Here is a 26,043-nt window from a genome sequence, read left to right as displayed (position 1 = left end):
CGTTTCCTCAACGAAGTAGCCCAAAAAGCTGTGAAGACACTGTCCGCCAATGATTCAACGTCACTTAAACCCGGCCAATTTTGCTTAGACAAATAACGCCTCCTCACAACCATTAGAATGGGGAATAGGTCTTTTTTTGTAAAATAGCCGCAGCTACAACTGTTAAATCTCCGGTGGGCACAATTTCGATTTCGAAAATCTTTTATTAATCGGTTTTCTTAGAAAGTACTGGTAAGATCAAACGATTTGCCGCCTTCTGGGCTTAAATTGAAACCCTCTCAATCGAAATGGAGAATGGAGCCGGTCCGCCCGGTGTAGGCCAGCCCGTCATCAGCGTTGAGACCGTTGATTTGAATCCATTGGATGTCGTCCTCTTGGCGAATGATTTTGCGTGTTTCATCGGTTGATCCTCCTACTGAACAAGTAGATACGTAGAATTAAACGGATGAAACACGCCAAAGTTGTGGGATAAAATGGAATCCAGTCCTATTCCTAATTCGTCCAAACAACGGCCTGCTTATCAACGACCGAAACGTACGGGTTATCGCGGAGATAAAATCGCCATGGCTTTTCGGTATATTCCGCGGCGTAAGCGATATTGATCCGCGGCGCCTGCATAACGGCGCCGCCGGGCGCGCCGTCTCCGGCTTCCAGCCACAGCGCCGCCCCGGGCTCGCGGAGCGGCACGCCGTTCAGCGACTTGTCGATGTCCAGGGCACGGCACAGCCTGCCCGGTCCTCCCGACAAGTCGACCGGACGGCGTGCGTTCGTGCCGCGGCGCTGGCGCATCAGCGCTTCATCGGCCGGGGACAGCGGCTCCACGGCGCGGATCAGCACCGCCTGCGGATCGTCCGGCACGCCGGTAACCACGTTTAGGCAGTTGTACATGCCGTAAATCAGGTAAATATAGGCGATGCCACCCTCGCCGAACATCACCTCGGTGCGTGCGGTGCGGCGCCCGCCGAAGGCGTGGCTGCCTTTATCCTCCACGCCTCCGTAGCTCTCGGTTTCCACGATGCGGCAGCGGATGTCGCCGTCCTCCGTCCGGCGGACCAGCGTGTGCCCCAGAAGCAGAGGGCCGGCTTTCAGGGCGGTGAGCCGATAAAACTCCGGAGGCAGCGGGCGGCCGGGGATGATTTTTTTCGCGATTTGGTTCATATCCAAGGGAGTCTCCTTTAAAGAGGTGTTTGAAGTTGCATTTTAAGCTTTGCAGTTACAAACTAAACTCCTTTTTATGGTATAGAACCGGGCGCGTTTCGTCCACACATCATGAGAGTGCCGCCTACCCGCTTCAGTCCATCCACCAGCGTTTCAAATCGTTCCACCAGGAATGGGTTTCCCGCTTCTCCGTCTGAGCCGGTTCCGGGAGCGGCTCCGGCTTTCCTTCCCCGTGCGCTTCGCAGTATTCCGTCGGTTCGGTTCCCTGGATGAACACCTCCAGCTTCTTGTCGGGGCAGTCCGTCGTCGCCAGCTTGCCGGTCTCCGGGTCGATATAGACGCTGACGACACCGTCGGGAATCGGAAAAATTTTCGGCGGCACTTTCTCCAATGCTTTTTCCGTATATTTGGCAAAAATCGGCGCAGCCTTTCGCGATTCCGCGGTGCCGAGCGTTTTGCCCTTGTCGTACCCGACCCAGACGGCGGTGGACAGCTCCGGCGTAAAGCCGACAAGCCAGGCGTCCGTGCCGGTCGTGCCGGTTTTGCCCGCCACCGGGCGCTTGATTTCGCCCGCCACCCGGTTCCCGGTGCCCCCGGTTTCAAATACGCTCTCCATTAGGCTGGTTAGCACGTAAGCCGCCGCCGGATCGACGATTTGCTCGGGCTTGGGCGTTTTGGCCTCGTACAGTACGCGCCCGCTGGAGTCGGTGATTTTCAGCACGGCCACCGGTTTAACGCTCCGGCCCTGATTGCCGATCACCGCAAAAGCGGTGGCCATTTCGAACGGGCTGACCGGGGATGTGCCCAGCGCCAGCGACGGCACCGGCTGCAGCGGGCTGGTGATCCCCATTTTCCGGCCCAGCTCGATCACCTGTTCGGCGCCGACGGTCAAAATCGTGTTGACGGCGTAAATGTTGTCCGAGTGGGCGATCGCCTGGCGCATGTCGATTTCTCCCAAATATTTGTCCCCAAAATTTTTCGGACTGTAGGTTTTGCGGTTGTCGTCATAATGAAACAGCGTGGGCTGGCTGCTGAACTTGCTGGCGCTCGTCATTTTGCCGGAGGCCAGCGCGGACAAGTACATGATCGGCTTAAAGCTGGAACCCGGCTGGCGGGTCGTGGCAAAGACATGGTTGTATTGGCTCTGCTTGTAATTGGCCCCGCCGACGAGCGCCTTGACGTATCCGTTGCGCGGATCGATGGAAATCAGGGCGGCTTCCAGCTCCGGCGTGTTCCCCAGCTCCGAGGCCACGGCCGCCTCCGCCGCCTGCTGGGCGTCCGGATCGAGCGTCGTGTAAATGTTCAGCCCGCCATGCTCCAGCAGCGTTTCATCGAACCCCAGTTCATCCACCACGACGCTGCGGATGTAATCGCGGAAGTAAGGAGCTTTGTCCACGGGATTTTGCTGCTTCGGCGACTGAAAGGCCAGCATCTCGTCATAGGCGCGATCCGCCTCCTCCCGGGAAATGTCCCCGGTAGCGACCATGGCCGAGAGTACGGTGCGCTGCCGGTCTTTGGCGTTTTTCATATGATTAAAAGGCGAATAATACGTGGGCCCCTTGGGCACTCCGGCCAGTATGGCGCTTTCGGCCAGGCTCAGGTCTTTGGCGGGCTTGCCGAAGTACATTCGCGCGGCGGCCTCGATTCCGTATGAGCCGTGGCCGTAGTAAATTTCGTTCAAATACATGCGGAGGATGTCGTCCTTGTCGTATTTCATTTCCAACTGGGCCGTGTATAAAGCCTCTTTAATTTTTCGCGACCAGGTCCGCTCATGGCTGAGAAACAGATTGCGGGCGAGCTGCTGCGTCAACGTGCTGGCCCCTTGAACATTGCCCATCTCCTTTAAATTTACAAGGGCCGCACGGGCCATGCCTTTCAAGTCAAAGCCGAAATGATCGTAAAAATGCCGGTCTTCGGTTGCCAGTGTCGCCTTGATCAGCCAAGGTGAAATCTCCGGGAGATCCACGCTTTCGCGGTTTTTGCCGCCGTCCGAAAAAACGGCGATCGTGTTCCCCTTGCTGTCGATCAACTGCGAGTTCCGGTCGGAATCCGCCAGGGGCAGATCGGCCTGATACAGGTATAGCAGCAGGATGCCAGCGGCGCATAAGCCCAGCAGTCCGGCGCCGAGCGTAAGCTTGAACAGCAGCCGCCAAGCCCGGCGGGGCTTGCGCTGGTGGTATCTGTCACTGCGAGCGAGTTTCTGCACGGAAGGGCTCTCTCCTTTCAAAGCTCTATACTGAACCGTTGCTGCGGTGTTCCCGAACCGTTTCTTTTTAGTATGGGAAAGTTTGGGGGAGATCATTCATCGGAGCCGTTTCAATACGCTAGTCATTGCCAATCGGGCTAATATCCGAGTTGCTTTAAGCGCTTAGGCGGATCGTGTGTTATTATCTTTTTGTTTGGTACAATATAGGAAGTGAGCTTTGCTGCAGCGCGAACTGGAAAACGGCCCCGGCCGAACACTATTCTGGCGGAAAGAAGGTTGGTACGATGGAACTGTGGTTTACGGAGAAGCAGACGCCGGTCTTTGGCATTACGGCGAAAATACGCGAAACGCTGGTCACGGAAAAAACGGAATTTCAGGACCTGGCGATGATCGATACCGAGGAATTCGGGCGGATGCTGGTGCTGGACGGCATGGTGATGACGACGGTCAAAGACGAGTTCGTTTATCATGAAATGATGGCCCATCCGGCGCTCTGCACCCATCCAAACCCGAAGCATGTGCTAGTGGTTGGCGGCGGCGACGGCGGGGTGATCCGCGAAACGATCAAGCATCCGGAAGTGGAAAAGGCGGTGCTGGTGGAGATCGACGGCAAGGTCATCGAATATTCGAAAAAATATTTGCCGGAAATCGCCGGCGCGCTGGACAACCCCCGGGTTGAAGTTCAGGTGGCCGACGGCTACATGCATATTATAGAAAGCAAAAATAAGTACGACGTCATCATGGTTGATTCTACCGAACCGGTGGGACCTGCGGCGCCTTTGTTCGAGCGCGGATTCTACCAAGGCATTTACGAAGCGTTGAAGGACGACGGCATCTTCGTTGCCCAGACGGACAACCCCTGGTTTAAGGCGGATTTGATCCAAAGAGTGAACAAGGACGTCAAGGAGATTTTTCCGATCGTCCGCGTATACGGAGCCAACATTCCCACCTACCCGAGCGGATTATGGACGTTCACAATGGGCAGTAAGGTGCATGACCCTCTGGAAGCGAAAGAGTCGAAAATCCCCGAGCTGGATACCAAATACTACACGCCGCGGATTCACAAGGCCGCGTTTGTGCTGCCGAAATTCGTGGAAGACCTTGTGAAATAGGGACGCCGCATGAGACCGATCTCTTGCCAATCTCGGCAACGTGTTCATTTGCAGCTTTTGTGAAGCAGACAAGGAAAGCATCCGTTCGTCCTGCCTTGGGCGGCGGATGCTTTTTTTGTTGGCGTGGGACTTTTTGAATAGGTCAGGGGTTGGGAAAACATGCCATTCGTACCATGAGCAATGCAACCTGAGTATGATAGTATGAATTATGTCATTATTTGTTGAATTAAGGCGGGATGGCAATCAAATGAACAGAACTCTACGAAACGCAATGGCATACGCGATGATGATATTGGTGGTTCTCGTTGCCGGATGGTTATTTTACGGACTGCCTGGGAATAAATCGCACTCCTCCGACTACGGACAAAGGGGGGATCAGGCGGCGGAAATGCCGGCCGACCCGGCGGATTCCGCGGTGAAGCAGCCGGACGCGGCCGAATCTCCTTATTTGCTGGATCATCTTCCTTTTAAGGAAGAGGATGTCACCGCGGTTACGGCCAAGTCGGACAGCGGCAGCGTGCAGGTTCCCGCGGAGCGGCAGGCGGCGCTGCTGCAATCGCTGCGGCTTACCGATATGCAGGGGGCGGCGGTGAAGGAGAGCCCGGAGGCCGAGCGGAAGCCGGTAGTCTTGCAATTTGCGTTAAAAAATTCAAGCTACGAGCTAACCTATGACCTGGCGCTGAATGCTTTTCAATATGACGGACACGCCTATTACGCCGATGATCAAGTGCTGCTGCTGATGCAGGGGCTTTTCCGCGAAAACGGGCAACTGGCTTCGCTCGATGCGCTGCTGGAGCAGGCGCGAGTAGAGCAGGAACAGGCCGGCGCCGCGGAGCCTCAGGCGCTGGAAGCCACCCGGGCCGAAGTGGACGGGCTGGACTTCGATGGCTGGGAGCGGCGGCTTGCGGAGGAACCGGCGGAGAATGTCCTGTGGGAAAAGCCGTTTTACGATGACAGCGCGGGGCGGGTAAAACAGGCCAGACTGTATAAGGATGGCGTGCTGGCGCTGAACCGGATCATCGTTTTCACGGCGGCGGACCATCAAACCGCGGACGGAGTCAAAGCCGGCATCGGAGAGGACGACGTGATGGACAAGCTGGGGCCCCAGGCGCTTAAGCTGGTAAGCCGCTGGAGTTACAAGGTCGGGGATTATTATCGGTTCCATGTGTACTTCCAGGACCGAAAAGTAAAATACGTCGTGTTAAGCCAGCCTTTGTAAGGCAGGACGAGCCGCTGATGAAGCGGCTTTTTTAGTTGTTAAGAAGGACGGGCGCCAAACGCGGGCATACTGTGCATATTGAATTGCCGGGACGAACTGGATATAGTAGTACAGTAAGAAACGATGTAATATATAGAGTACGGAATGAGGGTTTGATGCGTATGCCGGAGATGCGCCCGGTCAAGCTTGTGTTGACGAGCCGGCAGGGACAAGACGAGACGGTGCAGTCCCTGACAGGAAATGCGATGATTCGGGACGGAGCGGTCTACATCCGTTATAATGAGCCGGTGACGGAGCCGGCCGGCGGGATAACGCGAACGATGGTTAAAATTACCGGGGAAGAACTGAAGATCATGCGGCACGGGGACGTGGAGGCGGAGCAAACGTTCCGCGCCGGACAACGGCTGCCGGGTTTTTACCGCTCCCCATTTACCCGTTTTAACTTGTCTACCGATACCGTAAAAGTGGATTCCCGTCTGAATGGCGTGGCCGGCCTGGTCACCTGGGAATACGATTTGTACGTATATGAGGAGTTATCGGGACATTTTGCAATCAGTTTACATATACAGGAGGAAGTTTGATATGCCACACAATCCGTTGGAACAAATGAACCAGGCGTTAAAGGAAGCGATTCTGGAGGCGATCGCCGCCGCCGGGCTGGCGCAGCCTGAGGAAATCCCGGCCATCGTGCTGGAAGTGCCGAAGGACAAGGCGCACGGCGACTTCGCCACCAATGCGGCTATGCAGCTGACGCGCATCGCGAAGAAAAACCCGCGTCAAATCGCCGAAGAAATTTTGGCCAAGCTGGATTATTCGAAAGCCGGGATCGAAAAGGCGGAAATCGCCGGTCCCGGGTTCATCAATTTTACGCTGGGCAAAGGGTATCTGTACCCGATCCTGCTGGAGGTTTACCGCGCGGGGGAAAACTACGGCCGCATCCAGCAAGGCAATGGGCAAAAGGCCCAGGTCGAATTCGTCAGCGCCAATCCGACGGGCAGCCTGCATTTGGGCCATGCGCGCGGCGCGGCGGTCGGCGACGCGCTTTGCAACTTGCTGGATTTCGCCGGATACGAGGTAACGCGGGAATATTACATCAACGACGCCGGGAACCAGATCGCCAACCTGAGCAAATCGATCGAAGCCAGATACCTGCAGGAGCTTGGACAGGACGCGGAAATGCCGGAAGACGGGTATCACGGCGAAGACATTAAAGGCTTCGCCCGGGAACTGGTGGCGGAACAAGGCGATAAGCTGCTGTCGATGGAGCCGGAGGCGCGTGCGGCTTTTCTGCGCAAATATGGGCTGGAGAAGGAACTGGCGAAAATCAAACGCGACCTTGAACGTTTCCGGGTCCGCTTTGACGTATGGTTCAGCGAAACTTCCCTTTACGAGGACGGGCAGGTGGAAGCTTCGCTCGCCGAACTGCGCGAGAAAGGCCAAACCTACGAGCAAGAAGGGGCAACCTGGCTCAAAACGACGGATTACGGCGACGACAAAGACCGCGTGCTGGTGAAAAACGACGGCACCTACACTTATTTGACCCCGGATATCGCTTATCACCGGAACAAATACGACCGCGGGTTCGACCGCATCATCAACATTTGGGGCGCCGACCACCATGGCTATATTCCGCGCGTCAAGGCGGCGATGCAGGCGATCGGCAAGGATCCGGAGAAGCTGATCGTGCTGATCGCCCAGATGGTCAGCCTGTTCCAGGACGGCGAGAAGGTGAAAATGTCCAAACGGACCGGCAAAGCGGTTACGATGGTGGACCTGATGGACGAAGTGGGCGTCGACCCGATTCGCTATTTCTTTACGATGCGCAGCATGGACTCGCATCTTGATTTCGATATGGATCTGGCCGTTTCGACTTCGAACGAAAATCCGGTCTACTACGTGCAGTATGCGTATGCGCGGATCTGCAGCATTTTCCGCCAGGCCGAAGAACAGGGCATCAGCGTACCGGCGCCGGAAAACGCTGACCTAACCAAGCTGACGGCGGAGCATGAATTCGATCTGCTGCGGAAAATCGGCGAGCTGCCGGAGGAAATCGGCGTCGCGGCCGCCAACTACGCGCCGCACCGGCTGGTGCGCTACGTGTATGACCTGGCTTCGCTGTTCCACAGCTACTACCGGGCGGAGCGCGTCATCACCGACGACGCGGAGCAAACCGCGGCGCGGCTCGTGCTGCTCGGCGGCGTGCGGACGGCGCTCGCCAACGTGCTTGGCTTGATCGGCGTGTCCGCGCCGGAAAAGATGTGATTGTTGCGGCCCGGCCTTGGCTCCCGGGCGAAATGCAAGCCGCCTCTCCACGGTGCTACGGGGGAGGCGGCTTTTTGGTGCGCGGCCGCGCCTGTCCGCTCTGCCGGGCCGGCCATGCCCGTGCCGCTGCACCGGCCTCCCGGCGCCGGGCCTAGCTCCGCCGCCGGGGCTTGGCGCGCAGCAGGCGGGCCGCGCTGACCTCGCCGGCGCCCTTTGCCTTGGCGCTGCTGGCGGAAGGGAGCGGGCGCGCGGTACGGCGCAGGCGGCGCTTGATCTCGCCCGGCTTCAGGTCGGGCTTCAGCGCCAACAGCAGGGCCACGGCTCCGCTGACGTGGGAGGTGGCCATGGAAGTGCCGCTCATCTCGCGGTACCCTCCGCCCAGCCACGAGGACGTTATTTTTTCGCCGGGGGCGTAAATGTCGATGTACGGGCCGTAATTGCTGAAGGAGGCGATGCGGCCGTCCCGCCCGGTAGCCCCGACCGAAATGGTCAGAGGATACCGGGCCGGGTAATCGGCGCTCCGGCCTTTTTTATCGTTTCCGGAGGAGGCCACGACAACGATCCCTGCGTTATGGGCTTTGCGAATGATGTTCTGCAGGGCTTCGCTGTTGCTTTTCATTCCGAAACTCATATTCACAATATGCATCCGGTTGCGGACGCACCAGTCGATCCCCAAAATAATATCGGAAACGTACGCGGATCCGTTATGATCAAACGCTTTAACAGGAAAGATCAGCGAGCGAGGGGCCACGCCCATCATGCCTTGCGATCCGCCCGAAGCGGCGATGGTGCCGGCAATATGCGTGCCGTGGCCGTTGTCGTCGTAAGGAAGGCTAATCCGATTCAGCAAATTGATCCCCCTTGCCAAAGAGTGGCGCAGGTCGGGATGGGCGAAGTCGGCCCCCGTGTCGATCACGCCGATGCGAATCCGGTATCCGGTCGAGACGGACCACGTTTCCGGCGCGCCGATGCGTTTTACTCCCCAGGGAATCCCGGAATTTTGCCCTTTGCCGGAAGGAGCGGGACTATGAACGCTGACTCGGGAATCCTCCTCGACGGAAAGGCCGAATCGGGAGCGGGCCGCTTCCCCTCGCAAGCCAAGGGGACAAATCAGGGCCTGCAGCAGCGGCGAGGTTCGGATTTGCCGCAGCGCCGGATGCTTTCGCTTATGCTGAAACAACTGACGTACGCATTCGGCGTATTCGGCCGGATGCGGGAAGCGGATGATGTAGCGTCCGCTTTTTCCGGAGGTGTCGACATGTTCGTTCAAATAACGCAGAAATCCGGAATAGTCCATATTCAAGTAGCCCCTCCTGACGAAGCGTGTTGCAGTATAGTATGACAATCCTCTCTCCAGCGAGTGGGGAAGAGTCCTGTTTTGCGGGAAATGGGCCTCTGACGGAAGTTAGGCTGCAACATGGCGTGTCAAAGCGGGAATCTGGACATAGGATGAAGGGAAGGCCGTTTTGGCGGCTTTCACCAACCTTGGGAGGGCCGCCAAGCCTTCTTTAGGGGAGGGTACAGTCAAGGGGCGGAGAACCGCGGGTTCTTCGCCTCCTTCCATTTTGCGGCCAAGACGCCTCGGAGGGCGGGCAACATGGCGGATGCGCTTCCGGTCCTGTTTTTAAAACTTGCAATTTAGTGGCAAATAGGTTTTACTAATGTGTGATATGGATATGTTAGTGAAGGAAAACGATCCGCGAGGGACGGTTTCGCCTTTGCTTTATAGTGAACTATTTGCGTGAGAGGAAGTGTCCGTAACGTGAGTACCCCGCTCAATTTGAACATCGACCCGGAGAAGGTTCAGGAAATCCCTATGGTCGACTTGGCCTTTATGATTCTGAAAGCGGCGAACACGCCGTATTACTACCGCGACCTGATGAACGAGGTTGCCAAGCTCCGCGGTATGACCGAGGAACAAATCAACGAAGCGATTGCTCAACTCTATACGGAAATTAATATCGACGGACGGTTTGCTTGCGTAGGCACCAATCTGTGGGGCCTTAAGCGCTGGTACCCGATCGACCGCTCGGAGGATCCGGTGGCCAGCTCCAAACGTCCGCGCATCATTAACGATGACGACGACGATCTGGAAGACGAGGATTTCGTGGAGGAAGAAGACGGATACATCTCCGACGAGGACGAAGACTACGACGCCTTGGACGAGGATGGGGACGACGAATTGTTCCCGGACGACGACGAAGACGATGTGGATGACGTCGAGGACGACACCCTGCTGGATGATGAGGAATTGGAGGACGAGGACGCCCTCGTCGACGAAGAAGACGAAGTGGAAAGCGAAGACGAGTACGACGACAGCGATGACGACGACTTGTAATGGGCTAGGACGTTTTTTTACCCGTTTTCCATGCGATAAAACGCCTTGAATTGTTCAACGCGTTCCCGCGGCGCCTCACTTGACACGGACAGGGGTAACGGGTAAACTATTGCATGGGCTTATGATTCAAACTTATAAAATAACGAATTTTCAAAAAAGTGCCCCGATTAACTCGGGTGTCACTTTTTTGTTTTTTTTATGCGCATTTGGCTATGCCGCCGTTTGTTGGGTTACGCTAATGATCGCTAACGATCCAAAGTTCCCGAATTTCTGGAGTCCAATTTTTTTGAAACATGTACTATCTTTAGGAGGTTTTTAGCTGTGGCAAAATACATTTTCGTGACAGGCGGGGTCGTATCCTCGCTAGGGAAAGGAATTACGGCTGCGTCGCTGGGCAGGCTGCTTAAGAACAGAGGCTTGAAGGTAACGATCCAGAAATTCGATCCTTATATCAACGTCGATCCGGGGACGATGAGCCCCTATCAGCACGGCGAAGTGTTCGTCACCGACGACGGGGCCGAAACGGACCTTGATCTTGGCCATTACGAACGGTTCATCGACATTAATTTATCGAAGAACAGCAACGTAACGACGGGGAAAGTTTACTCTTCGGTCATCGGCAAGGAGCGCCGCGGAGAGTATCTCGGCGGTACGGTGCAGGTGATTCCGCACATTACGAACGAAATCAAAGAGCGCGTGTTCCGCGCCGGGCGCGAAGCGGGTTCCGACGTGGTCATTACGGAAATCGGCGGCACCGTCGGCGATATCGAAAGCTTGCCGTTCCTCGAGGCGATCCGCCAGATCAAAAGCGATATCGGACGCGAGAACGTCATGTATATCCACGTGACGCTGATCCCGTACATTAAAGCGGCCGGCGAAGTGAAGACAAAGCCGACCCAGCACAGCGTCAAGGAGCTGCGGAGCATCGGCATTCAGCCGAACGTGATCGTCTGCCGGACGGAGCATGCCCTGTCGGACGACATCAAGGGGAAGATCGCCCAATTTTGCGATGTCGACCCCAGCGCAGTGGTGGAATGCCGGGATGCGGATACGCTGTATGAAGTACCGCTGAATCTGCGCGACGAAGGGTTGGACGAAATCGTCGTCAACCATCTCAAGCTGACGACGCCGATGCCGGATATGCGCGAGTGGGAAAGCCTTGTCGAGCGGATCAACAAGCTGGAGAAGACGGTGGAGATCGCTATCGTCGGCAAATACGTCGCGCTGCACGACGCTTATTTGAGCGTGGTCGAATCGCTGTCCCACGCCGGATTTGACGCAAATAGCGACGTGAAGATCCGCTGGGTGAACGCGGAAGAGGTGACGGACGCCAACGTGGCCGAACTGCTGCAAGGCGTCGGCGGCATTCTGGTGCCGGGCGGCTTTGGCGACCGGGGGATCGAAGGCAAGATTACGACGATCCGTTACGCCCGGGAAAACAAGATTCCGTTCTTCGGTATTTGCCTCGGCATGCAGGTGGCGGTGATCGAATACGCCCGTGCCTTGGCCGGCCTGCAAGGCGCCAACAGTTCGGAAATCAATCCTTCCACCGAGTATCCGGTCATCGATTTGCTGCCGGAGCAGAAGGATATCGAGGATCTGGGCGGAACGATGCGGCTCGGTTTATATCCTTGCAAGCTTGCGCCGGGTTCCCTGGCCATGCAGTGCTATAACGATGAGCTGGTGTACGAAAGACACCGTCACCGGTATGAGTTCAACAATGCCTACCGCGAAACGCTGGAACGCGTGGGGCTGCGCATTTCCGGCACTTCCCCGGATGGGCGGCTGGTCGAAATTATCGAACTGCCGGATCATCCTTGGTTTTTGGCGGTACAGTTCCATCCGGAGTTTACGTCCCGTCCGAACCGGCCGCAGCCGTTGTTCCGCGAGTTTGTCAAAGCGGCGATTACCCATTTGTCCTAAGCCCTGTTGGGCGTGGCTCCGCGTTTGCCGGTTAGGCGGCACGGCGCGGAAATAGGCCGGGTTGTCCCGCTCTTCCCTCCGGCCCGAGGCACCTGTCTGAAATCCGGCCTGCGAAATTTTAAGTCTCTTTTTTCCAGTAGAGAAGGGATTTCCAAATTAAGGGCGAATATTTAGTATTACCAGGATTACAGGGTTGATTCGGTGGGAGGGTTTTTCCGTGGAAGAGAAGAAAGTGTTAATTGTCGACGATCAGAACGGTATCCGCATTTTATTGATGGAAGTCTTCAGCAGCGAAGGGTATAAAACGTTTCAGGCGGCCAACGGCAAAATGGCTTTGGAAATCGTCCGCAGCGATTCGCCGGATTTGGTGCTTCTCGACATGAAAATCCCGGGAATGGATGGAATTGAAATCCTCAAGCACATCAAAGAGGTCAATCCGGACATCAAAGTCATTATGATGACGGCTTACGGCGAGCTGGACATGATTAAGGAAGCGACCGATCTCGGGGCCCTGATGCATTTTACGAAGCCTTTTGACATTGATGAAATGCGAGTGGCGGTGAACATGCTGCTGAAAGGCGGCGCCGTCATTTAGTTGGTAGTGAACCTCCTTGAGGAGTTCTGGGCGATTTACGCTTGGGGTCCGCGAAGGGAGGTTCTTTTTTTTTCATGCAGGAGGGCATCCGCTTGGGTGGTGCAAGGCCGGATAACGCTCGAGGGACCGGTTGACTCGGGATATGGTTGGTGGCGGTACGGCTGACCAAATGCAAAAGTGCAGGCGATTATTGTCGAAACAGTTCAATATGGCCGGTTCAAATGCAAAGATGCATTTCATTTTCGCCGATTTGATCAAAATTCCCCCCAGGCTCCATTTTCAAATACACTTTTGCATTTTATCGCTCTAAGTATCCGAATTCGGCACATTTCGAATGCACTTTTGCATTTCGTGAGAGTTGGTATATTCTGATTCTCATAGCCGGATTTCCGTTCCCCTATATACATGGGCCTTGCCGCTTCTCCCGGCGAAAGTGCTTGCTCCCGCAACCCGGAAAGCTCCAATAGTAATTTTGACAAGTTGTGGTATAATAAAAAAGTGTGTGAATGTCGGCTAAATAAGATAAAATCCCACATCCTTAGGAGGATTGAAACCAATGCCATTAGTATCGATGACAGACATGTTGAACAAAGCGCTTCAAGGCAAATACGCAGTGGGTCAATACAACATCAACAACCTGGAATGGACCCAAGCGATTCTCGCTGCCGCCGAAGAAGAGAAGTCCCCGGTAATCCTTGGCGTATCCGAGGGTGCAGCCCGCCATATGAGCGGCTTCTACACCGTTGTTAAAATGGTGGAAGGCTTGCTGCATGACATGAAAATTACCGTTCCTGTAGCCATCCATCTTGATCATGGTTCCAGTTTTGATAAATGTAAGGAAGCGATCGACGCCGGATTTACTTCCGTTATGATCGACGGCTCCCACCATCCGATCGACGAAAACATCGCCATGACGAAGAAAGTCGTTGAATACGCTCATGCCAAAGGCGTTTCCGTAGAAGCGGAAGTCGGTACCGTCGGCGGTCAGGAAGACGATGTTTCCGGCGGGATTCAATATGCCGACCTCAACGAATGCATCCGCATCGTAAATGAAACTGGAATCGACACGCTGGCTCCGGCACTTGGCTCCGTGCATGGCCCTTACCATGGCGAACCAAACCTCGGCTTCAAAGAGATGGAAGAAATCCGCGACGCGGTCAAGCTGCCGCTCGTATTGCACGGCGGGACAGGCATTCCTACCCATGACATCCAAAAAGCGATTTCGCTCGGCACTTCCAAAATCAACGTAAATACGGAAAATCAAATCGAGTTCACCAAGGCGGTTCGCGAAGTGCTTGCCGCAAAACCGGACGTATACGATCCGCGTAAGTACATCGTTCCGGGCCGCGACGCCATCAAAGCTACGGTTATCGGAAAAATCCGTGAGTTTGGTTCCAACAACAAAGCCTAAGGGCTTTTGGTAGGCTTGCATACCTTCCTGTACGGGGAGCGTTGTCCGGTGTCATCGGACCGCCCCGGGGAACTGGCTGGTCCAGCTGAATAAGGTGACTTGGAAAGTACACCGCTTGCCGGTGTCTTTCCATTTTCACCGCAAATAACGTGGCTTAGGTTCGTTTGCCGATGCAAATACGTAGGGGGATCCTTGAACTTATGGAGAAATTAATGATCCGTGGCGGACGTCCGCTGCGCGGCAGCGTCTCGATCAGCGGCGCCAAGAACAGTGCGATCGCGTTGATTCCGGCTGCGATTTTGGCGGAATCGGAGGTCGTGCTCGACAATCTGCCGGTTCTGAGCGATGTAGCCGTGTACGCGGAAATTTTGGGAGAGCTCGGAGCCCGAGTTCAGTGGGAAGGCAACCAGATGCGCATCGATCCCGCCGACATCAGATCGATTCCGATGCCCAATGGACCCGTCAAGAAGCTGCGCGCTTCCTACTATATGATGGGAGCCTTGTTAGGACGATTTAAAGAAGCGACGATCGGTTTGCCGGGCGGCTGCAATTTTGAGCCCCGTCCGATCGACCAACATATCAAAGGATTTGAAGCGCTTGGCGCAACCGTGACGAATGAGCACGGATCGATTCATCTGCATGCCAAGGAGCTGCGCGGAGCCAAAATTTATTTGGATGTCAGCAGCGTCGGGGCAACGATCAATATTATGCTGGCGGCTACGCGAGCCAAAGGCGCAACGATTATCGAAAACGCGGCCAAAGAGCCTGAAATTATAGATGTAGCCACCCTGCTGAATTCCATGGGGGCGATTATTAAAGGCGCCGGAACGGAAACGATCCGGATCGAAGGCGTCACGGAGCTTAGAGGCTGCCGTCATTCCATTATTCCCGACCGAATCCAGGCGGGCACCTATATGATCGCGGCGGCCGCCACGCGCGGCGACGTCCTCATCGACGGGGTGATCCCCAAGCATCTTGAGGCGTTGACCGCCAAACTGCTGGAAATGGGCGCTGAGGTCGAAGAGTTGGATGAGAGCATCCGCGTTATCGGCCAATCCGCTTACGGACATGTCGATGTCAAGGCATTAGTCTACCCCGGTTTTCCTACCGATATTCAGTCCCCGATGACAAGTCTGCTAACTCAGGCCAACGGCGTAAGCGTGCTGAGCGACTTTGTTTACAGCAACCGGTTTAAGCACGTCCCGGAGCTGGTGCGTATGGGAGCGAAAATCCGGGTGGAGGGCCGTTCGGCGATTATCGAAGGTTCCAAGCTGAATGCGGCTAAAGTGAAAGCGGCCGATTTGCGCGCCGGTGCGGCGCTCGTAGTGGCCGGTTTAACCGTAGAGGAAGGGATTACCGAAGTATCCGGCGTTGAACTAATCGACCGGGGCTACGACCATCTCGTTCCTAATTTGCGGGCTTTGGGGGCGGACGTTTGGCGAGAGGCGGAATAACTTTTTCGCCCCTTGCATAAGTTCCCAAAGAACGGGAATAATAGGGTCAGAAGTCTATTATTTTATTTTTACTTCATAGATTCCAAAAAAATTGAATAGGTGGTTATTTTATTATGGATCTGCAAATCGCCGATTTGGAAGGGATGAAACTGACCGAGCTGTACAAGCTTGCGAAGCAGTATCAGATTCCTTATTACGGCCAGTTGAAAAAGAAAGAATTGATTTTCGCAATTTTAAGGGCGCAGGCAGAACAGAGCGGGCTGATGTTTATGGAAGGCGTGCTCGAGATTTTGCCGGAAGGGTACGGTTTCCTAAGGCCGATCAATTATTTGCCCAGCACGGAAGACATTTATATTTCCGCTTCCCAAATCCGCAAGTTCGATCTGCGTACGGGGGACCTCGTCTCCGGGAAGTGCCGGGCTCCGAAAGAAAATGAACGGTATTTCGGACTCCTTCAAGTCAACGCCGTCAACGGAGAGGATCCCGCCGCTGCCTCCGAACGGCTGCATTTCCCGGCGCTTACTCCGCTTTATCCGCAGAAGAAGCTCGTGCTGGAAACTTCCCCAACCCACTTATCCACCCGCATCATGGATTTACTTGCCCCGGTCGGACTCGGACAACGCGGTTTGATCGTGGCGCCGCCAAAAGCAGGGAAGACGCTGCTGCTCAAAGAAATCGCCAACAGCATTTCCACCAACAATCCCGATATCGAGTTATTCGTATTGCTGATCGACGAACGTCCGGAAGAAGTGACGGATATGCAGCGTTCGGTAAAAGGCGAAGTCATCGCTTCGACGTTCGACGAGCTTCCGGAGAATCATATCAAGGTGGCGGAGCTGGTACTGCAGCGCGCATTGCGGCTGGTGGAGCACAAGAAGGACGTCGTGATTCTGCTGGACAGCATCACGCGGCTCGCCCGGGCGTACAATCTGGTCGTTCCGCCGTCCGGCCGCACGCTTAGCGGGGGGATTGATCCTGCGGCTTTCCATCGTCCGAAGCGGTTTTTCGGCTCGGCCCGGAATGTGGAGGAGGGCGGCAGTCTGACGATTTTGGCGACCGCGCTGGTCGATACGGGGTCGCGTATGGACGATATCATTTACGAGGAATTTAAAGGCACCGGCAACATGGAGCTGCATTTGGACCGCAAGCTGGCGGAGCGCCGTATTTTTCCGGCCATCGACATCCGCCGTTCGGGAACGCGCCGCGAGGAAGTACTGTTGACCAAGGAAGAGCTCGATACGATCTGGTCGATCCGCAAAAACATGAACGATTCCTACGACTTTGTGGAAGGATTCCTCAAGAAGCTGCGGGATTCGAAGACAAACGCGGAATTTCTGGCTTCCTTCGATACGGCGGGCGGCTCGCCATCCGCAAGCGGAAACGGGGGAGCACGCCGTCCGGTACGGACCGGTTCCGCTTCATCTTCGCCGCGGATGGGTTCGTCGTAGGCGAAAGCCGGTTCGGCGCACGGTTGGGGCGTATAATGTTTAATATTGCCTAGTGAAGAGGAGAACATCATGCATTTAGTTTATGCCGACGCTGAGGGACAGGTTTATGATCATCCGGCGCTGTACGGGCTTGCCCGGAGCGGGGATATGGTCGTGGAAATTTTGGAGGATGAGTTGATCCCGCTGCCGGAGGGCGCTACGCTGGTGGGCCTGCCTTCCACACGGCCGATCGGGATGGATCCGGACACGGGCGAGATGAAACCGCTCCCCGGCGATGTGCAGGCCGTGGGGGCTTTGCTGCCGCAAGGATACACGCGGCTATGTCTTCCCGGTTATATCAAAACCGATAAAGAATACAAGCTGCCCTTGTTCGGTTACTCGGCGGTGGTCTGGAAGGACGGGCAATTTTATGTGACGGCCCGGCAGTCGGACGATCCTGAGAAATGGAATCCGCTCAATTGCGATCCGCTTGAGTTAAAAAATCAGGTGAAGGCTTTTAAAACGCGTTATCCGGAGAATCGGCTGTACGAGCATTTGTCGAACTGTGCGCTCGGCTATGAGTGCCTGACGGCTTCCAATACGTTTTTGAACCGGTGGGAAGGGGCCGTTCCGGTATCTTACTCTTGCAATGCGGGCTGTTTTGGCTGTATTTCCGAGCAGCCGGACGACAGCGGATTTGTGGCGCCGCAGACGCGGATGAATTTTCGCCCGCGCGTGGAAGAGCTGGTCGAAGTGATGCTGGAGCATTTGAAAACGCCGGAATCGATTATCAGTTTCGGCCAAGGCTGCGAAGGCGAGCCTTCCACGCAAGCGAAGCTGATCATCGATGCGATCCGCGAGGTGCGGCGGCAAACCGATATGGGCTACATCAACATCAATACGAACGCGGGGCTCTCCGATCATATCCGCGGCATCGTTGACGCCGGGCTCGATTTGATGCGGGTCAGCACGATCAGCGCGCTGGACGGCCATTACAACGCGTACTACAAACCGCGCGGCTACACGCTTGCCAACGTGGAGAAGTCGCTAAAGTACGCGGCGGAGCAGGGAGTATACACCTCGATCAACTATTTGATTTTTCCCGGCGTCACCGACCGGGAGGAAGAGGTTGAGGCGATGATCGAATTCGCCCGCCGCACCAAGCTGAAGCTGATTCAGCTCCGCAACTTGAACATCGACCCGGAAAGCTATCTGGAGCTGATCCCGAAAGCGCAGAGCGAGATCCTTGGAATGAAACAAGCGATTGAAATTTTTCAGGAAGAATTGCCTGACGTGGTGATCGGCTCGTATACTCATGTGCCTCCGGCCGAGCTGGCCCGTGTCAAAGCCAAGGTGCATGGATAAAACAGGTAATTGCGCTGGCGGTATTAGCCGTGCTATAATGCTTTTATGTGTCATTATAACTCTGGGCACGATCTGAGGCTCAGGGCGGAAAGAGGTGAAAGTGATGAAAGAAGCTATTCAACCCAAATATCACGTGACTACGGTTACTTGCGCTTGCGGCAACACCTTTGAAACGGGTTCCGTTAAACAAGAACTGCGCGTTGAAATTTGCTCCAACTGTCATCCATTCTTCACAGGGAAGCAGAAATTCGTGGATGCCGGCGGACGTGTGGATAAATTCAAAAAGAAATACGGCATCTAAGTTCATACAACTGGAATTTAGAAACTATGACGAGGAACGTCTCTCTCCATCATCTGATGGCGGGGGGCGTTTTTTTATATTTAGTGAAGTATTTTTGTTGGAGTTTCCGCTTTTGAGGAGTAAGAAAACCTGCAGCTTAGTGCGGCATTACTTCGGAGGTTTGCTAGTTTATGGCGGCGGGAAGGGCGGGAAGATTACAACATGCGCCAGGAGGTGCTGATAATTCTTAATAAGGTGGAGGTGCTGTGTGGTGGAGTTTGAAGCTGTACATAAGGAGTGGCTTAAAGCGCATATGAAACTCCGTTCCGGCGAACGCAAAGCACGCTTGGAACGGGGGCACGGGCATGGTGAGGAATGTTTTGGCGTAATGTGTGGTGGCCGCTGCGGAGGAACCTGGACGGCTTGCATCCGGAATATGAAATTATGGATTGGAGGGGCAGATCTTATTTTGCCGATTTTGCATGGCTGACCGAAGCGGTAAAGTGGGTCATCGAAATTAAAGGCTACGGCCCGCATGTTCGCGATATGGACCGAGGCGGTTATTGCCGTGAACTAAATCGGGAGCTTTTCCTGCAGGCGTTAGGGTTTCGAGTGATCTCATTCGCTTACGATGACGTAGAACGGCATCCCGAATTGTGCATCACGCTGCTGCGTATGCTGCTCAGCCGATACGAGGCGACTCGTTTGGCTGGTTTGGGAAAGATAGCCTTAAAATCTACGCTGCTGTTTGCCGCGCAGTTAGGCAAGTCGGTACGGCCAAAGGATGTGGCGGAGCATCTGGGTGTTAGTCATCGGACGGCAGTCCGCTATTTGCAGCAGTTGTGCCAAATGGGCTGGCTGATCCCGCAACTAAGCGGGTCGTCAGGGCGGGTATTGATGTATGAGGTCATACGGAGAGACTGGGATGCATTTGAGTGGTAGATGGTAGATGGTAGGCGTTAGTTCGAGGCAGGTGGTAGAGGGAAGAGTAGTATAAATGAATGAGTGAGTGATGAGCGGTGACGCGGCTGGATAATTCGAAGGGATGGTTTATTTGCTCCAGCTCCAGCTTCGGCCTCGGTTGCAGGCTCAAGTGCAAAAGTGCAGTTGAAATGGCCGAATTCGAGTTATTTTTAGCTATGAAGTGCAAAAGTGCATTTGGAAATGGGGTCTGGAGACAAATTTGATCAAAATGACGGAAATGGCCTGCACTTTTGCATCTCGCAATTTTGAAATAAGGAGATAATGTATGGTAACAGCGGAATTTTGGCACGGCGTGTATAGCTCGGAACAGTGTGGATATCGGAACAAGGTGTTGTGCACCGGAACAGTGTGGACATTGGAACATGTAGGCATCGGAACAAGATGGGCAACTCTAAACAACATTGGCAACTCTAAACAACATTGACACAATTCTAGACAATATTAACAACTCAGAACAACATGGTCGACTTAGCGCGACGTGTTCAACCTGGCACGGCATGGTCCCAGCCGACTGCAGCCGATAGCCTTGCCGCTGCGGACATGCAGCGCAGTCCTAAACCAAAAACAGGCTGGAGAGCAGGGGGAGGCCCCCCTTCACTACAGCCTGTACTTAAGACGTTTGTTTTGTTAGACACGCTGCACCGCTTACTTCTTAAATTCAACGCTTTGTTTGAGGCTTGTCCATTCCTCGCTGCTGATCAGCCCCAGCCGCCATAGGGCGATGCCTTTTAAGTCATAGCGCTTGGCCAAACCGGTCAAGGTTTTGACGGAGTTTTTATTTTCGCTGTTGAGGTTCAGCCCGAGGAGAAGCTTGCTCTTGCTCGTTTCCTTCAGTGCCAGCCGAATCGCTTCATCCACTTTATCCGCCGGTTCCGGGTTGCCGGTAGTTTGCCCTGCGCGATAATCATAAGCCATAATAATGAGTTCGTCGGCGATTTTTCCTAGCTCTTTATAATCATAACCTTGGTAAGACGAGTTCAATGGATGAAGCGCCAGCGAGAGCTTTAAACCGGCCGACTTCGTTTCCGTTGACAGCTGTTTGACGAAGGCGGTAAAAGCTTTGCGGGTGGCCGCTTTGTCGGTTGTCAGCCCCAATCCCTCAAAGTCGAGTATGATGCCTTGAAAAGCTTTATCCTGCGCAGTGCTGACCATATCGGTTATCGCCTGCCGGCGCATCTCCGGATCCTCGACTACTTTGGTCAGTTCCCCTTTGGTATCGCCTGCGTAAACCATCAGGTACGGTATAGTGCGGGAGGCGGCAGCGTCGGCGATCAAACTGTCCGGCGTGGTGTCGCCGGCAGCTTCCGGCATTCTGAAGTCCTTGCCGGAGAGGGTGAAATTACCGGTCTCGTCGATCCGGCTCCAGCCGAACGCAACGGCATCCAGGCTTGGAATCGCCGCAACGTCCGAAAAGGACGATATCGCATAGAAACCCAGCGTGTACATCCTTTCCTGCGGCGAGGTAATAGATACCGTTCGCGTAGATTGATCCCAGTCGACATTCGCTCCAAACTGCTGGCTAAAGAAGCTGAGCGGAATCAGCGTATTGCCATCGACGGAGCGGGGGGCTACCGCCAGCGTCACGGAGGAACCGTTAACCTTGGCTGTTTTATTATCCAACGTCAGCTGTACGCGGATTCCTTCCGGACCCGTGCCTTTGACGGCGGTAATCGTTTTGGCGGCCTGATTCCATGTGACTTGAATTCCTAGAGATTCGGATATTGAACGAAAAGGAACCATGGTCGTGCCATCAACGATGATAGGTTCGCCGGAAAAAGCCAGCGGGTATCCGTCCAGCATAATTTGCACCTTTGCGGCTGCGTTTGCCTGAGGAAGTCCAGCCCCGGTTATGCCTCCGGCCAAAATGGCAGCTGCAAGGAAAAGTTTTCCGATCGGTTTCATTCGTTTCTCCTCTCGTTTTCTAAAACTTTTCTTCCATTCTACTAATATATCAGAATTATACCAGAATAGGAGAGAAGTTGCATGGGCGGATGGCGGTATCGGTCCGTGCGGGCGGTTTGGCAGCGCCGCCAAGTTCTTCCCCTTGGTTGCATTTTATACAGGCATGAGATATACTTATTCTCACCGTGCTAGATGGGGAGGTAGCGGTGCCCTGTAACTCGCAATCCGCTGTAGCGAGGTTGAAGTCCTGTTAGAGGTCTTGCCGATGTGAGGTCCGGTCTTTACGACAGACGTTGACGGACGGGTCCTCCGCAAAGAGTACCTGTGAACCTGGTCAGGTCCGGAAGGAAGCAGCCATAAGCAGCGCCACTCTTGTGCCGGAGGGTTGCCTGTCCCGAGTTATGCCGTAAAGGTGCCGCTCGGATCGCAATGATCAATAACAGGTGCACGGTTTACATAGCGCATAACGAAGACACCTTTTGCCTGCGGGTTGGGGTGTTTTTTTATGTAAAAAATGGTTGATCCCGGTTGATTGCGGATTAGAAGTTTTGCTCGTCCCGGGAGTATAGTATAATAAGGAAACGACAAACGTCGCTTACTGGAAGGAAAGAGGTGCCGCATATGGAGCATGTTGCGCTGTACCGCGCTTGGCGGCCGCAGTCGTTTCAAGACATGGTGGGGCAACAGCATATTATCCGGACGCTGCAAAATGCGATTCGCGAACAGCGGTTGTCTCACGCCTATCTGTTCAGCGGTCCGCGGGGGACGGGTAAAACCAGTGCCGCCAAAATTTTGGCCAAGGCCGTGAACTGCGAAAAAGGGCCGACCGCAGAACCGTGCAACGAATGCGATGCATGCCGGCGAATTACCGCCGGAGCGGTCATGGATGTGCTTGAAATTGACGCCGCTTCCAACCGGGGGGTCGAAGAAATTCGCGATCTGCGCGAGAAAGTGAAATATGCCCCGACGGAAGTGCGGCAGAAGGTTTATATTATCGATGAAGTTCACATGCTGACCACGGAAGCGTTCAATGCGCTCCTCAAAACGTTGGAGGAGCCGCCGCCGCACGTCATGTTCATTTTGGCGACGACCGAACCCCATCGGCTGCCGGCTACGGTTATTTCCCGCTGCCAGCGCTTTGATTTTCGCAGGGTTTCCTTAGAGGAGCAAAGCGAGCGTTTGAAACTGATCTGCGAAAAAGAAGGCATCAACGCCGAAGATGAGGCTATCCAGTATATCGCCCGATTGTCCGACGGGGGGATGCGCGACGCGCTCAGCATTTTGGACCAGATTGCGTCCTTCTCCGGCGGACAGGTTTCCTACCGGCAGGTTCTGGAAATGACCGGGGGAATCGCCTCCCGGCAGTTTGCCGAACTCGCTCAAACGCTGTTGGCCGGCGATGTCGGCGGCATGCTGCAAATGATCGACGGATTTATGCAGGAGGGCAAAAGCGCCGATAAATGCATGGAGAATCTCCTTTACTATTTCCGCGATTTGCTGATGGTGAAGATGGTGCCGCAGGCGGACAAGTTGACGGAGCGCGTGCTGGATCCCCGGGATTTTGCGGAAATCGCGGAATCTTTTTCGAAATCGCAGCTGTTTAAGATCATCGATACGTTAAATCACTATCAAACGGAAATGAAATATGCGGTTCAACCGCAAACGTTGTTCGAGGTGGCGCTCCTGAAAATCTGCACGATTCCTAAGGAGGATGCCGGCGGGACTTCGGCGGGCGCGCGCGGCTCCGCGGCGGACGCTTCGGAGGTCGGCCAGCTGAGACGCCAGCTTTCCGAGCTTGAAGCCAAGCTGGAACGAGCGCTGCAGGGAGGATTGCCGGCGGGAGCCGGAGGAGGCGGCGCATCCGGGGCGGCGGCGGGCAACCGTCCGGCTGCCCGAAGTTCCGCTCCGCGGGTCGCGTCTAAAGCCAAGATCCCGTCCAATTTGGACCGGTATATCGCCGAGCGGCATAGTCCGGCTTTTATGGAGGTTCAGAATAAATGGAATCAGATCCTGCAGGCCGTTAAAGAGGAGAAAGTCACCATCCATGCCTGGTTTATGAACGGCGAACCGGTTTCCGTGCTGGAAGACTCTGTTTTGGTCGCTTTCAAGAACGATATTCACCGCGAAACGACGGAGAAACCCGCTAATAAGCAGCTCATCGAAAACGTGATGGCGCGCCAGCTTGGCAGCTCTTGCCGCCTGGTGACGATGATGCTGAAGGACTGGAACGATGCGATTCAGGGAGCGGCGGAGCCGCCCAAGGAAGCGTTCGAGCTGGAGCCCCCGCCCGAGGATGGCGGAAGCAGCAACAGCAAGGAGCCGTGGGTAGACGAAGCGCTGAATTTGTTTGGCGATGATCTGGTCGTGATCAAGGAATGATTTTGCCGGAGAAGCGCATCGTATTTTATGGTATGTTTACAGTGTTGCAATCCCGAAATTCTGACCAATTAAAGGAGATGTGAATCGCGTGAACAATATGAATCAAATGATGAAACAAGTGAAAAAAATGCAGGAGCAAATGCTGAAGGCGCAAGAGGAACTCGGCAGCAAAACGGTGGAAGGCAGCGCGGGCGGCGGTGTCGTTACGGTCCAAGCGAACGGACATAAAAAAGTGCTGTCCCTGACCATTAAACCGGAAGCGGTCGATCCGGATGACGTTGAAATGCTGCAAGACCTCGTGCTCACCGCAGTTAACGATGCCCTGAACAAAGCGGAGGAGCTTGCCAATCAGGATATGGGCAAGTTTACGGGCGGCATGAAGATTCCCGGCCTGTTCTAATTTTTCAACTGAAGGAGAAAGCCCAAATTGTATTATCCCGAACCGATCGCGAAGCTGATCGACGCTTTTACCCATTTGCCCGGAATCGGCCCCAAAACGGCCGCAAGGCTTGCTTTCCATGTTCTGCACATGAAGGAAGACGATGTGATCGATTTCGCCAAAGCTTTGGTGAGCGTGAAGCGAAATCTTCACTATTGTTCTGTTTGCTGCAACATCACGGACACCGATCCTTGCCGAATCTGCCAGGATAAGACTCGCGATCCGTCCGTCATTTGCGTGGTGCAGGAATCGAAGGATCTGGTGGCGATGGAACGCACAAAGGAGTTCGATGGCTATTACCACGTGCTGCAGGGAGCGATTTCGCCAATGGAAGGCCTGGGTCCGGACGATATCCGGCTAAAAGAGCTGTTAAACCGCTTAAGCGATGAGCGCGTCAAAGAGCTGATTTTGGCGACGAACCCGAATATCGAGGGCGAGGCTACCGCCATGTACATCTCGCGGCTCGTTAAGCCGTTTGATATCCGTGTAACCCGAATCGCTCACGGCTTGCCGGTCGGCGGGGACCTGGAATATGCGGATGAGGTAACGTTGTCCAAGGCGCTGGAAGGCAGACGCGAATTAAATTGATGCCGGCATCATGAACAAAAGGACTTTGTACCCTGAATTTACGTTCGGGGGCAAAGTTCTTTTTTTATTTCGGAATTTCCTCTAACGCTAATCGCGTTCCTGCTGCATGGAGAGTGTGCCGGCAGACATTTTTTATGCCGGTTCGAGGTTCTAAGTTTGTCCGCTTGCCTATAGACATGAAATAAACCGGATTGAGGAGGCGATCGGACTTGAAGCTGTGGGGGATCTGGAATGCGGATCGCGAAGCTGTTTTGCGGATGGACGAGATGATGAAGAACAAGCAGCAGATCTATATGGAAGTGGTCAAGGCGCATAAGGAATGGGAGCGGGCTTATACCGCGTTCCAGGAGGCGATCGGCACGGATGAGGTGGACGTGGCGATCTACACGCTTGAGGCGGCGGAGAGGAGATATCAAATTCAGCTAAGAACGGCAAAACAGGCAAACGTGGATTGGAACGTATTCCGGAACGGATCGTTTTGGACGAATTAGTCTATAATCGGTTCTTATTCTAATGGGGGATGAGTTATGAGGCTTGTATTGACCTGCGTTCTTGTAGCTTCGGCTGGGCTGCTTTTGTACGTTTTGCTTTCGCGAAAACCGGGTTTTGTCTGGTTGACGCGTTTAGGGCTACACATGGTTCTTGCGGCGTTGGGCATTTACGTCATAAATTTTTCGGGTTTGCTGACGGAAGTATACATTCCCTTAAACCCTGTAACCATAAGCACTGTACTTGTCCTAGGTTTGCCGGGCGTCGCATTGCTGGTGGGATTGAAATTAACCATGATCTAACAGTTGACTCCGCTTTGTTTTGTATGGTACATTATTAATCGCTTCTTCACGAGGTCAGGCTGGACAAGGTTGTTGAGCAAATAACTTTTAAAAAAAGTGTTGACTAAAGAATGAAGAGTATGATATATTAAAAAGGTCGCTGCTGAAATGAAATTAGCGACAAAATAAGATGATATTGAGCATGGCGTTATGCCGAATTGAATATCATCG

Annotated in this window: 22 protein-coding genes and 1 other RNA gene; 19 read left to right on the top strand and 4 right to left on the bottom strand. The window is 54.4% G+C overall.

Features of this window, described 5'->3' with window-relative positions:
- Nucleotides 1-492: 492 nt before the first annotated feature.
- Complete coding sequence (locus NYE74_RS02575; RefSeq protein ID WP_036618022.1) at nt 493-1,158, bottom strand: DNA-3-methyladenine glycosylase; 666 nt, start codon at nt 1,156-1,158, stop codon at nt 493-495.
- A gap of 133 nt (nt 1,159-1,291) precedes the next feature.
- Nucleotides 1,292-3,364, bottom strand: coding sequence for a transglycosylase domain-containing protein (locus NYE74_RS02570; RefSeq protein WP_124333515.1), 2,073 nt, complete (start codon nt 3,362-3,364; stop codon nt 1,292-1,294).
- Nucleotides 3,365-3,648: 284 nt separating this feature from the next.
- On the opposite strand from NYE74_RS02570, the gene speE reads away from it, so the two are divergent.
- The 4 genes from speE to argS all read left to right on the top strand — a co-directional run bounded on the left by speE (nt 3,649) and on the right by argS (nt 7,957).
- Nucleotides 3,649-4,476, top strand: coding sequence for a polyamine aminopropyltransferase (speE, locus tag NYE74_RS02565; RefSeq protein ID WP_036618018.1), 828 nt, complete (start codon nt 3,649-3,651; stop codon nt 4,474-4,476).
- Nucleotides 4,477-4,723: 247 nt separating this feature from the next.
- On the top strand, nt 4,724-5,695 hold the full coding sequence (locus NYE74_RS02560) for a hypothetical protein (RefSeq protein WP_051985141.1): 972 nt from the start codon (nt 4,724-4,726) through the stop codon (nt 5,693-5,695).
- 161 nt (nt 5,696-5,856) lie between these two features.
- On the top strand, nt 5,857-6,276 hold the full coding sequence (locus NYE74_RS02555; protein ID WP_036618016.1) for a DUF1934 domain-containing protein: 420 nt from the start codon (nt 5,857-5,859) through the stop codon (nt 6,274-6,276).
- Between the two features lies 1 nt (nt 6,277).
- A complete protein-coding gene (gene argS, locus NYE74_RS02550) occupies nt 6,278-7,957 on the top strand; it encodes an arginine--tRNA ligase (RefSeq protein WP_036618014.1) in 1,680 nt (559 codons plus the stop codon).
- A gap of 151 nt (nt 7,958-8,108) precedes the next feature.
- Here the strand turns inward: argS and NYE74_RS02545 are convergent, their stop codons facing one another.
- Nucleotides 8,109-9,254, bottom strand: coding sequence for a S8 family peptidase (locus NYE74_RS02545; RefSeq protein WP_124333526.1), 1,146 nt, complete (start codon nt 9,252-9,254; stop codon nt 8,109-8,111).
- Between the two features lie 465 nt (nt 9,255-9,719).
- Between NYE74_RS02545 and rpoE the strand changes: the two genes are divergently transcribed.
- The 9 genes from rpoE to NYE74_RS02500 all read left to right on the top strand — a co-directional run bounded on the left by rpoE (nt 9,720) and on the right by NYE74_RS02500 (nt 19,692).
- Nucleotides 9,720-10,295 (top strand): DNA-directed RNA polymerase subunit delta, encoded by a 576-nt coding sequence (gene rpoE, locus NYE74_RS02540; protein WP_036618010.1) that lies wholly within the window; start codon nt 9,720-9,722, stop codon nt 10,293-10,295.
- 321 nt (nt 10,296-10,616) lie between these two features.
- A complete protein-coding gene (locus NYE74_RS02535) occupies nt 10,617-12,218 on the top strand; it encodes a CTP synthase (RefSeq protein WP_036618008.1) in 1,602 nt (533 codons plus the stop codon).
- Between the two features lie 217 nt (nt 12,219-12,435).
- A complete protein-coding gene (locus NYE74_RS02530) occupies nt 12,436-12,813 on the top strand; it encodes a response regulator (protein ID WP_036618007.1) in 378 nt (125 codons plus the stop codon).
- 556 nt (nt 12,814-13,369) lie between these two features.
- Entirely contained in the window at nt 13,370-14,224 is an 855-nt protein-coding gene (locus tag NYE74_RS02525; protein ID WP_036618005.1) for a class II fructose-bisphosphate aldolase, read from the top strand.
- A gap of 200 nt (nt 14,225-14,424) precedes the next feature.
- A complete protein-coding gene (locus NYE74_RS02520) occupies nt 14,425-15,678 on the top strand; it encodes a UDP-N-acetylglucosamine 1-carboxyvinyltransferase (protein ID WP_036618003.1) in 1,254 nt (417 codons plus the stop codon).
- Nucleotides 15,679-15,791: 113 nt separating this feature from the next.
- A complete protein-coding gene (rho, locus tag NYE74_RS02515) occupies nt 15,792-17,126 on the top strand; it encodes a transcription termination factor Rho (RefSeq protein WP_036618001.1) in 1,335 nt (444 codons plus the stop codon).
- 69 nt (nt 17,127-17,195) lie between these two features.
- The gene (locus tag NYE74_RS02510; protein WP_036617999.1) at nt 17,196-18,470 is read left to right on the top strand and encodes a radical SAM protein; all 1,275 of its coding nucleotides are present in this window, start codon (nt 17,196-17,198) and stop codon (nt 18,468-18,470) included.
- Nucleotides 18,471-18,573: 103 nt separating this feature from the next.
- Complete coding sequence (gene rpmE / locus NYE74_RS02505; protein WP_036617998.1) at nt 18,574-18,771, top strand: 50S ribosomal protein L31; 198 nt, start codon at nt 18,574-18,576, stop codon at nt 18,769-18,771.
- A gap of 354 nt (nt 18,772-19,125) precedes the next feature.
- Complete coding sequence (locus NYE74_RS02500; RefSeq protein ID WP_227872978.1) at nt 19,126-19,692, top strand: hypothetical protein; 567 nt, start codon at nt 19,126-19,128, stop codon at nt 19,690-19,692.
- A gap of 687 nt (nt 19,693-20,379) precedes the next feature.
- Here NYE74_RS02500 and NYE74_RS02495 read toward each other — a convergent pair.
- Nucleotides 20,380-21,636, bottom strand: coding sequence for a stalk domain-containing protein (locus NYE74_RS02495; RefSeq protein WP_036617996.1), 1,257 nt, complete (start codon nt 21,634-21,636; stop codon nt 20,380-20,382).
- Nucleotides 21,637-21,819: 183 nt separating this feature from the next.
- Between NYE74_RS02495 and ffs the strand changes: the two genes are divergently transcribed.
- From ffs to NYE74_RS02465, 6 genes are all read left to right on the top strand, one after another.
- An RNA gene (gene ffs / locus NYE74_RS02490) (signal recognition particle sRNA large type) lies at nt 21,820-22,087 on the top strand.
- 170 nt (nt 22,088-22,257) lie between these two features.
- Nucleotides 22,258-24,015 carry a DNA polymerase III subunit gamma/tau gene (dnaX, locus tag NYE74_RS02485; protein WP_036617994.1) on the top strand — a complete coding sequence of 586 codons (1,758 nt, stop codon included), beginning with the start codon at nt 22,258-22,260 and terminating at the stop codon, nt 24,013-24,015.
- A gap of 88 nt (nt 24,016-24,103) precedes the next feature.
- Nucleotides 24,104-24,415 (top strand): YbaB/EbfC family nucleoid-associated protein, encoded by a 312-nt coding sequence (locus tag NYE74_RS02480; RefSeq protein ID WP_036617993.1) that lies wholly within the window; start codon nt 24,104-24,106, stop codon nt 24,413-24,415.
- Between the two features lie 27 nt (nt 24,416-24,442).
- Nucleotides 24,443-25,042: a recombination mediator RecR gene (gene recR / locus NYE74_RS02475; protein WP_036617992.1), complete on the top strand. Its 600-nt coding sequence runs from the start codon at nt 24,443-24,445 to the stop codon at nt 25,040-25,042.
- 257 nt (nt 25,043-25,299) lie between these two features.
- On the top strand, nt 25,300-25,533 hold the full coding sequence (locus tag NYE74_RS02470; protein WP_051985801.1) for a DUF2508 family protein: 234 nt from the start codon (nt 25,300-25,302) through the stop codon (nt 25,531-25,533).
- A gap of 36 nt (nt 25,534-25,569) precedes the next feature.
- Nucleotides 25,570-25,833 carry a pro-sigmaK processing inhibitor BofA family protein gene (locus tag NYE74_RS02465; protein WP_036617990.1) on the top strand — a complete coding sequence of 88 codons (264 nt, stop codon included), beginning with the start codon at nt 25,570-25,572 and terminating at the stop codon, nt 25,831-25,833.
- The last annotated feature ends 210 nt before the right edge of the window (nt 25,834-26,043 follow it).

Origin of the sequence: Paenibacillus sp. FSL P4-0127 (genome assembly GCF_038007325.1) — a bacterium.
GTDB classification, from domain to species: Bacteria; Bacillota; Bacilli; order Paenibacillales; family Paenibacillaceae; genus Fontibacillus; species Fontibacillus macerans.
The sequence above is the reverse complement of the archived record's forward strand: the minus strand, read 5'-3'. Positions and strand labels throughout refer to the sequence as shown.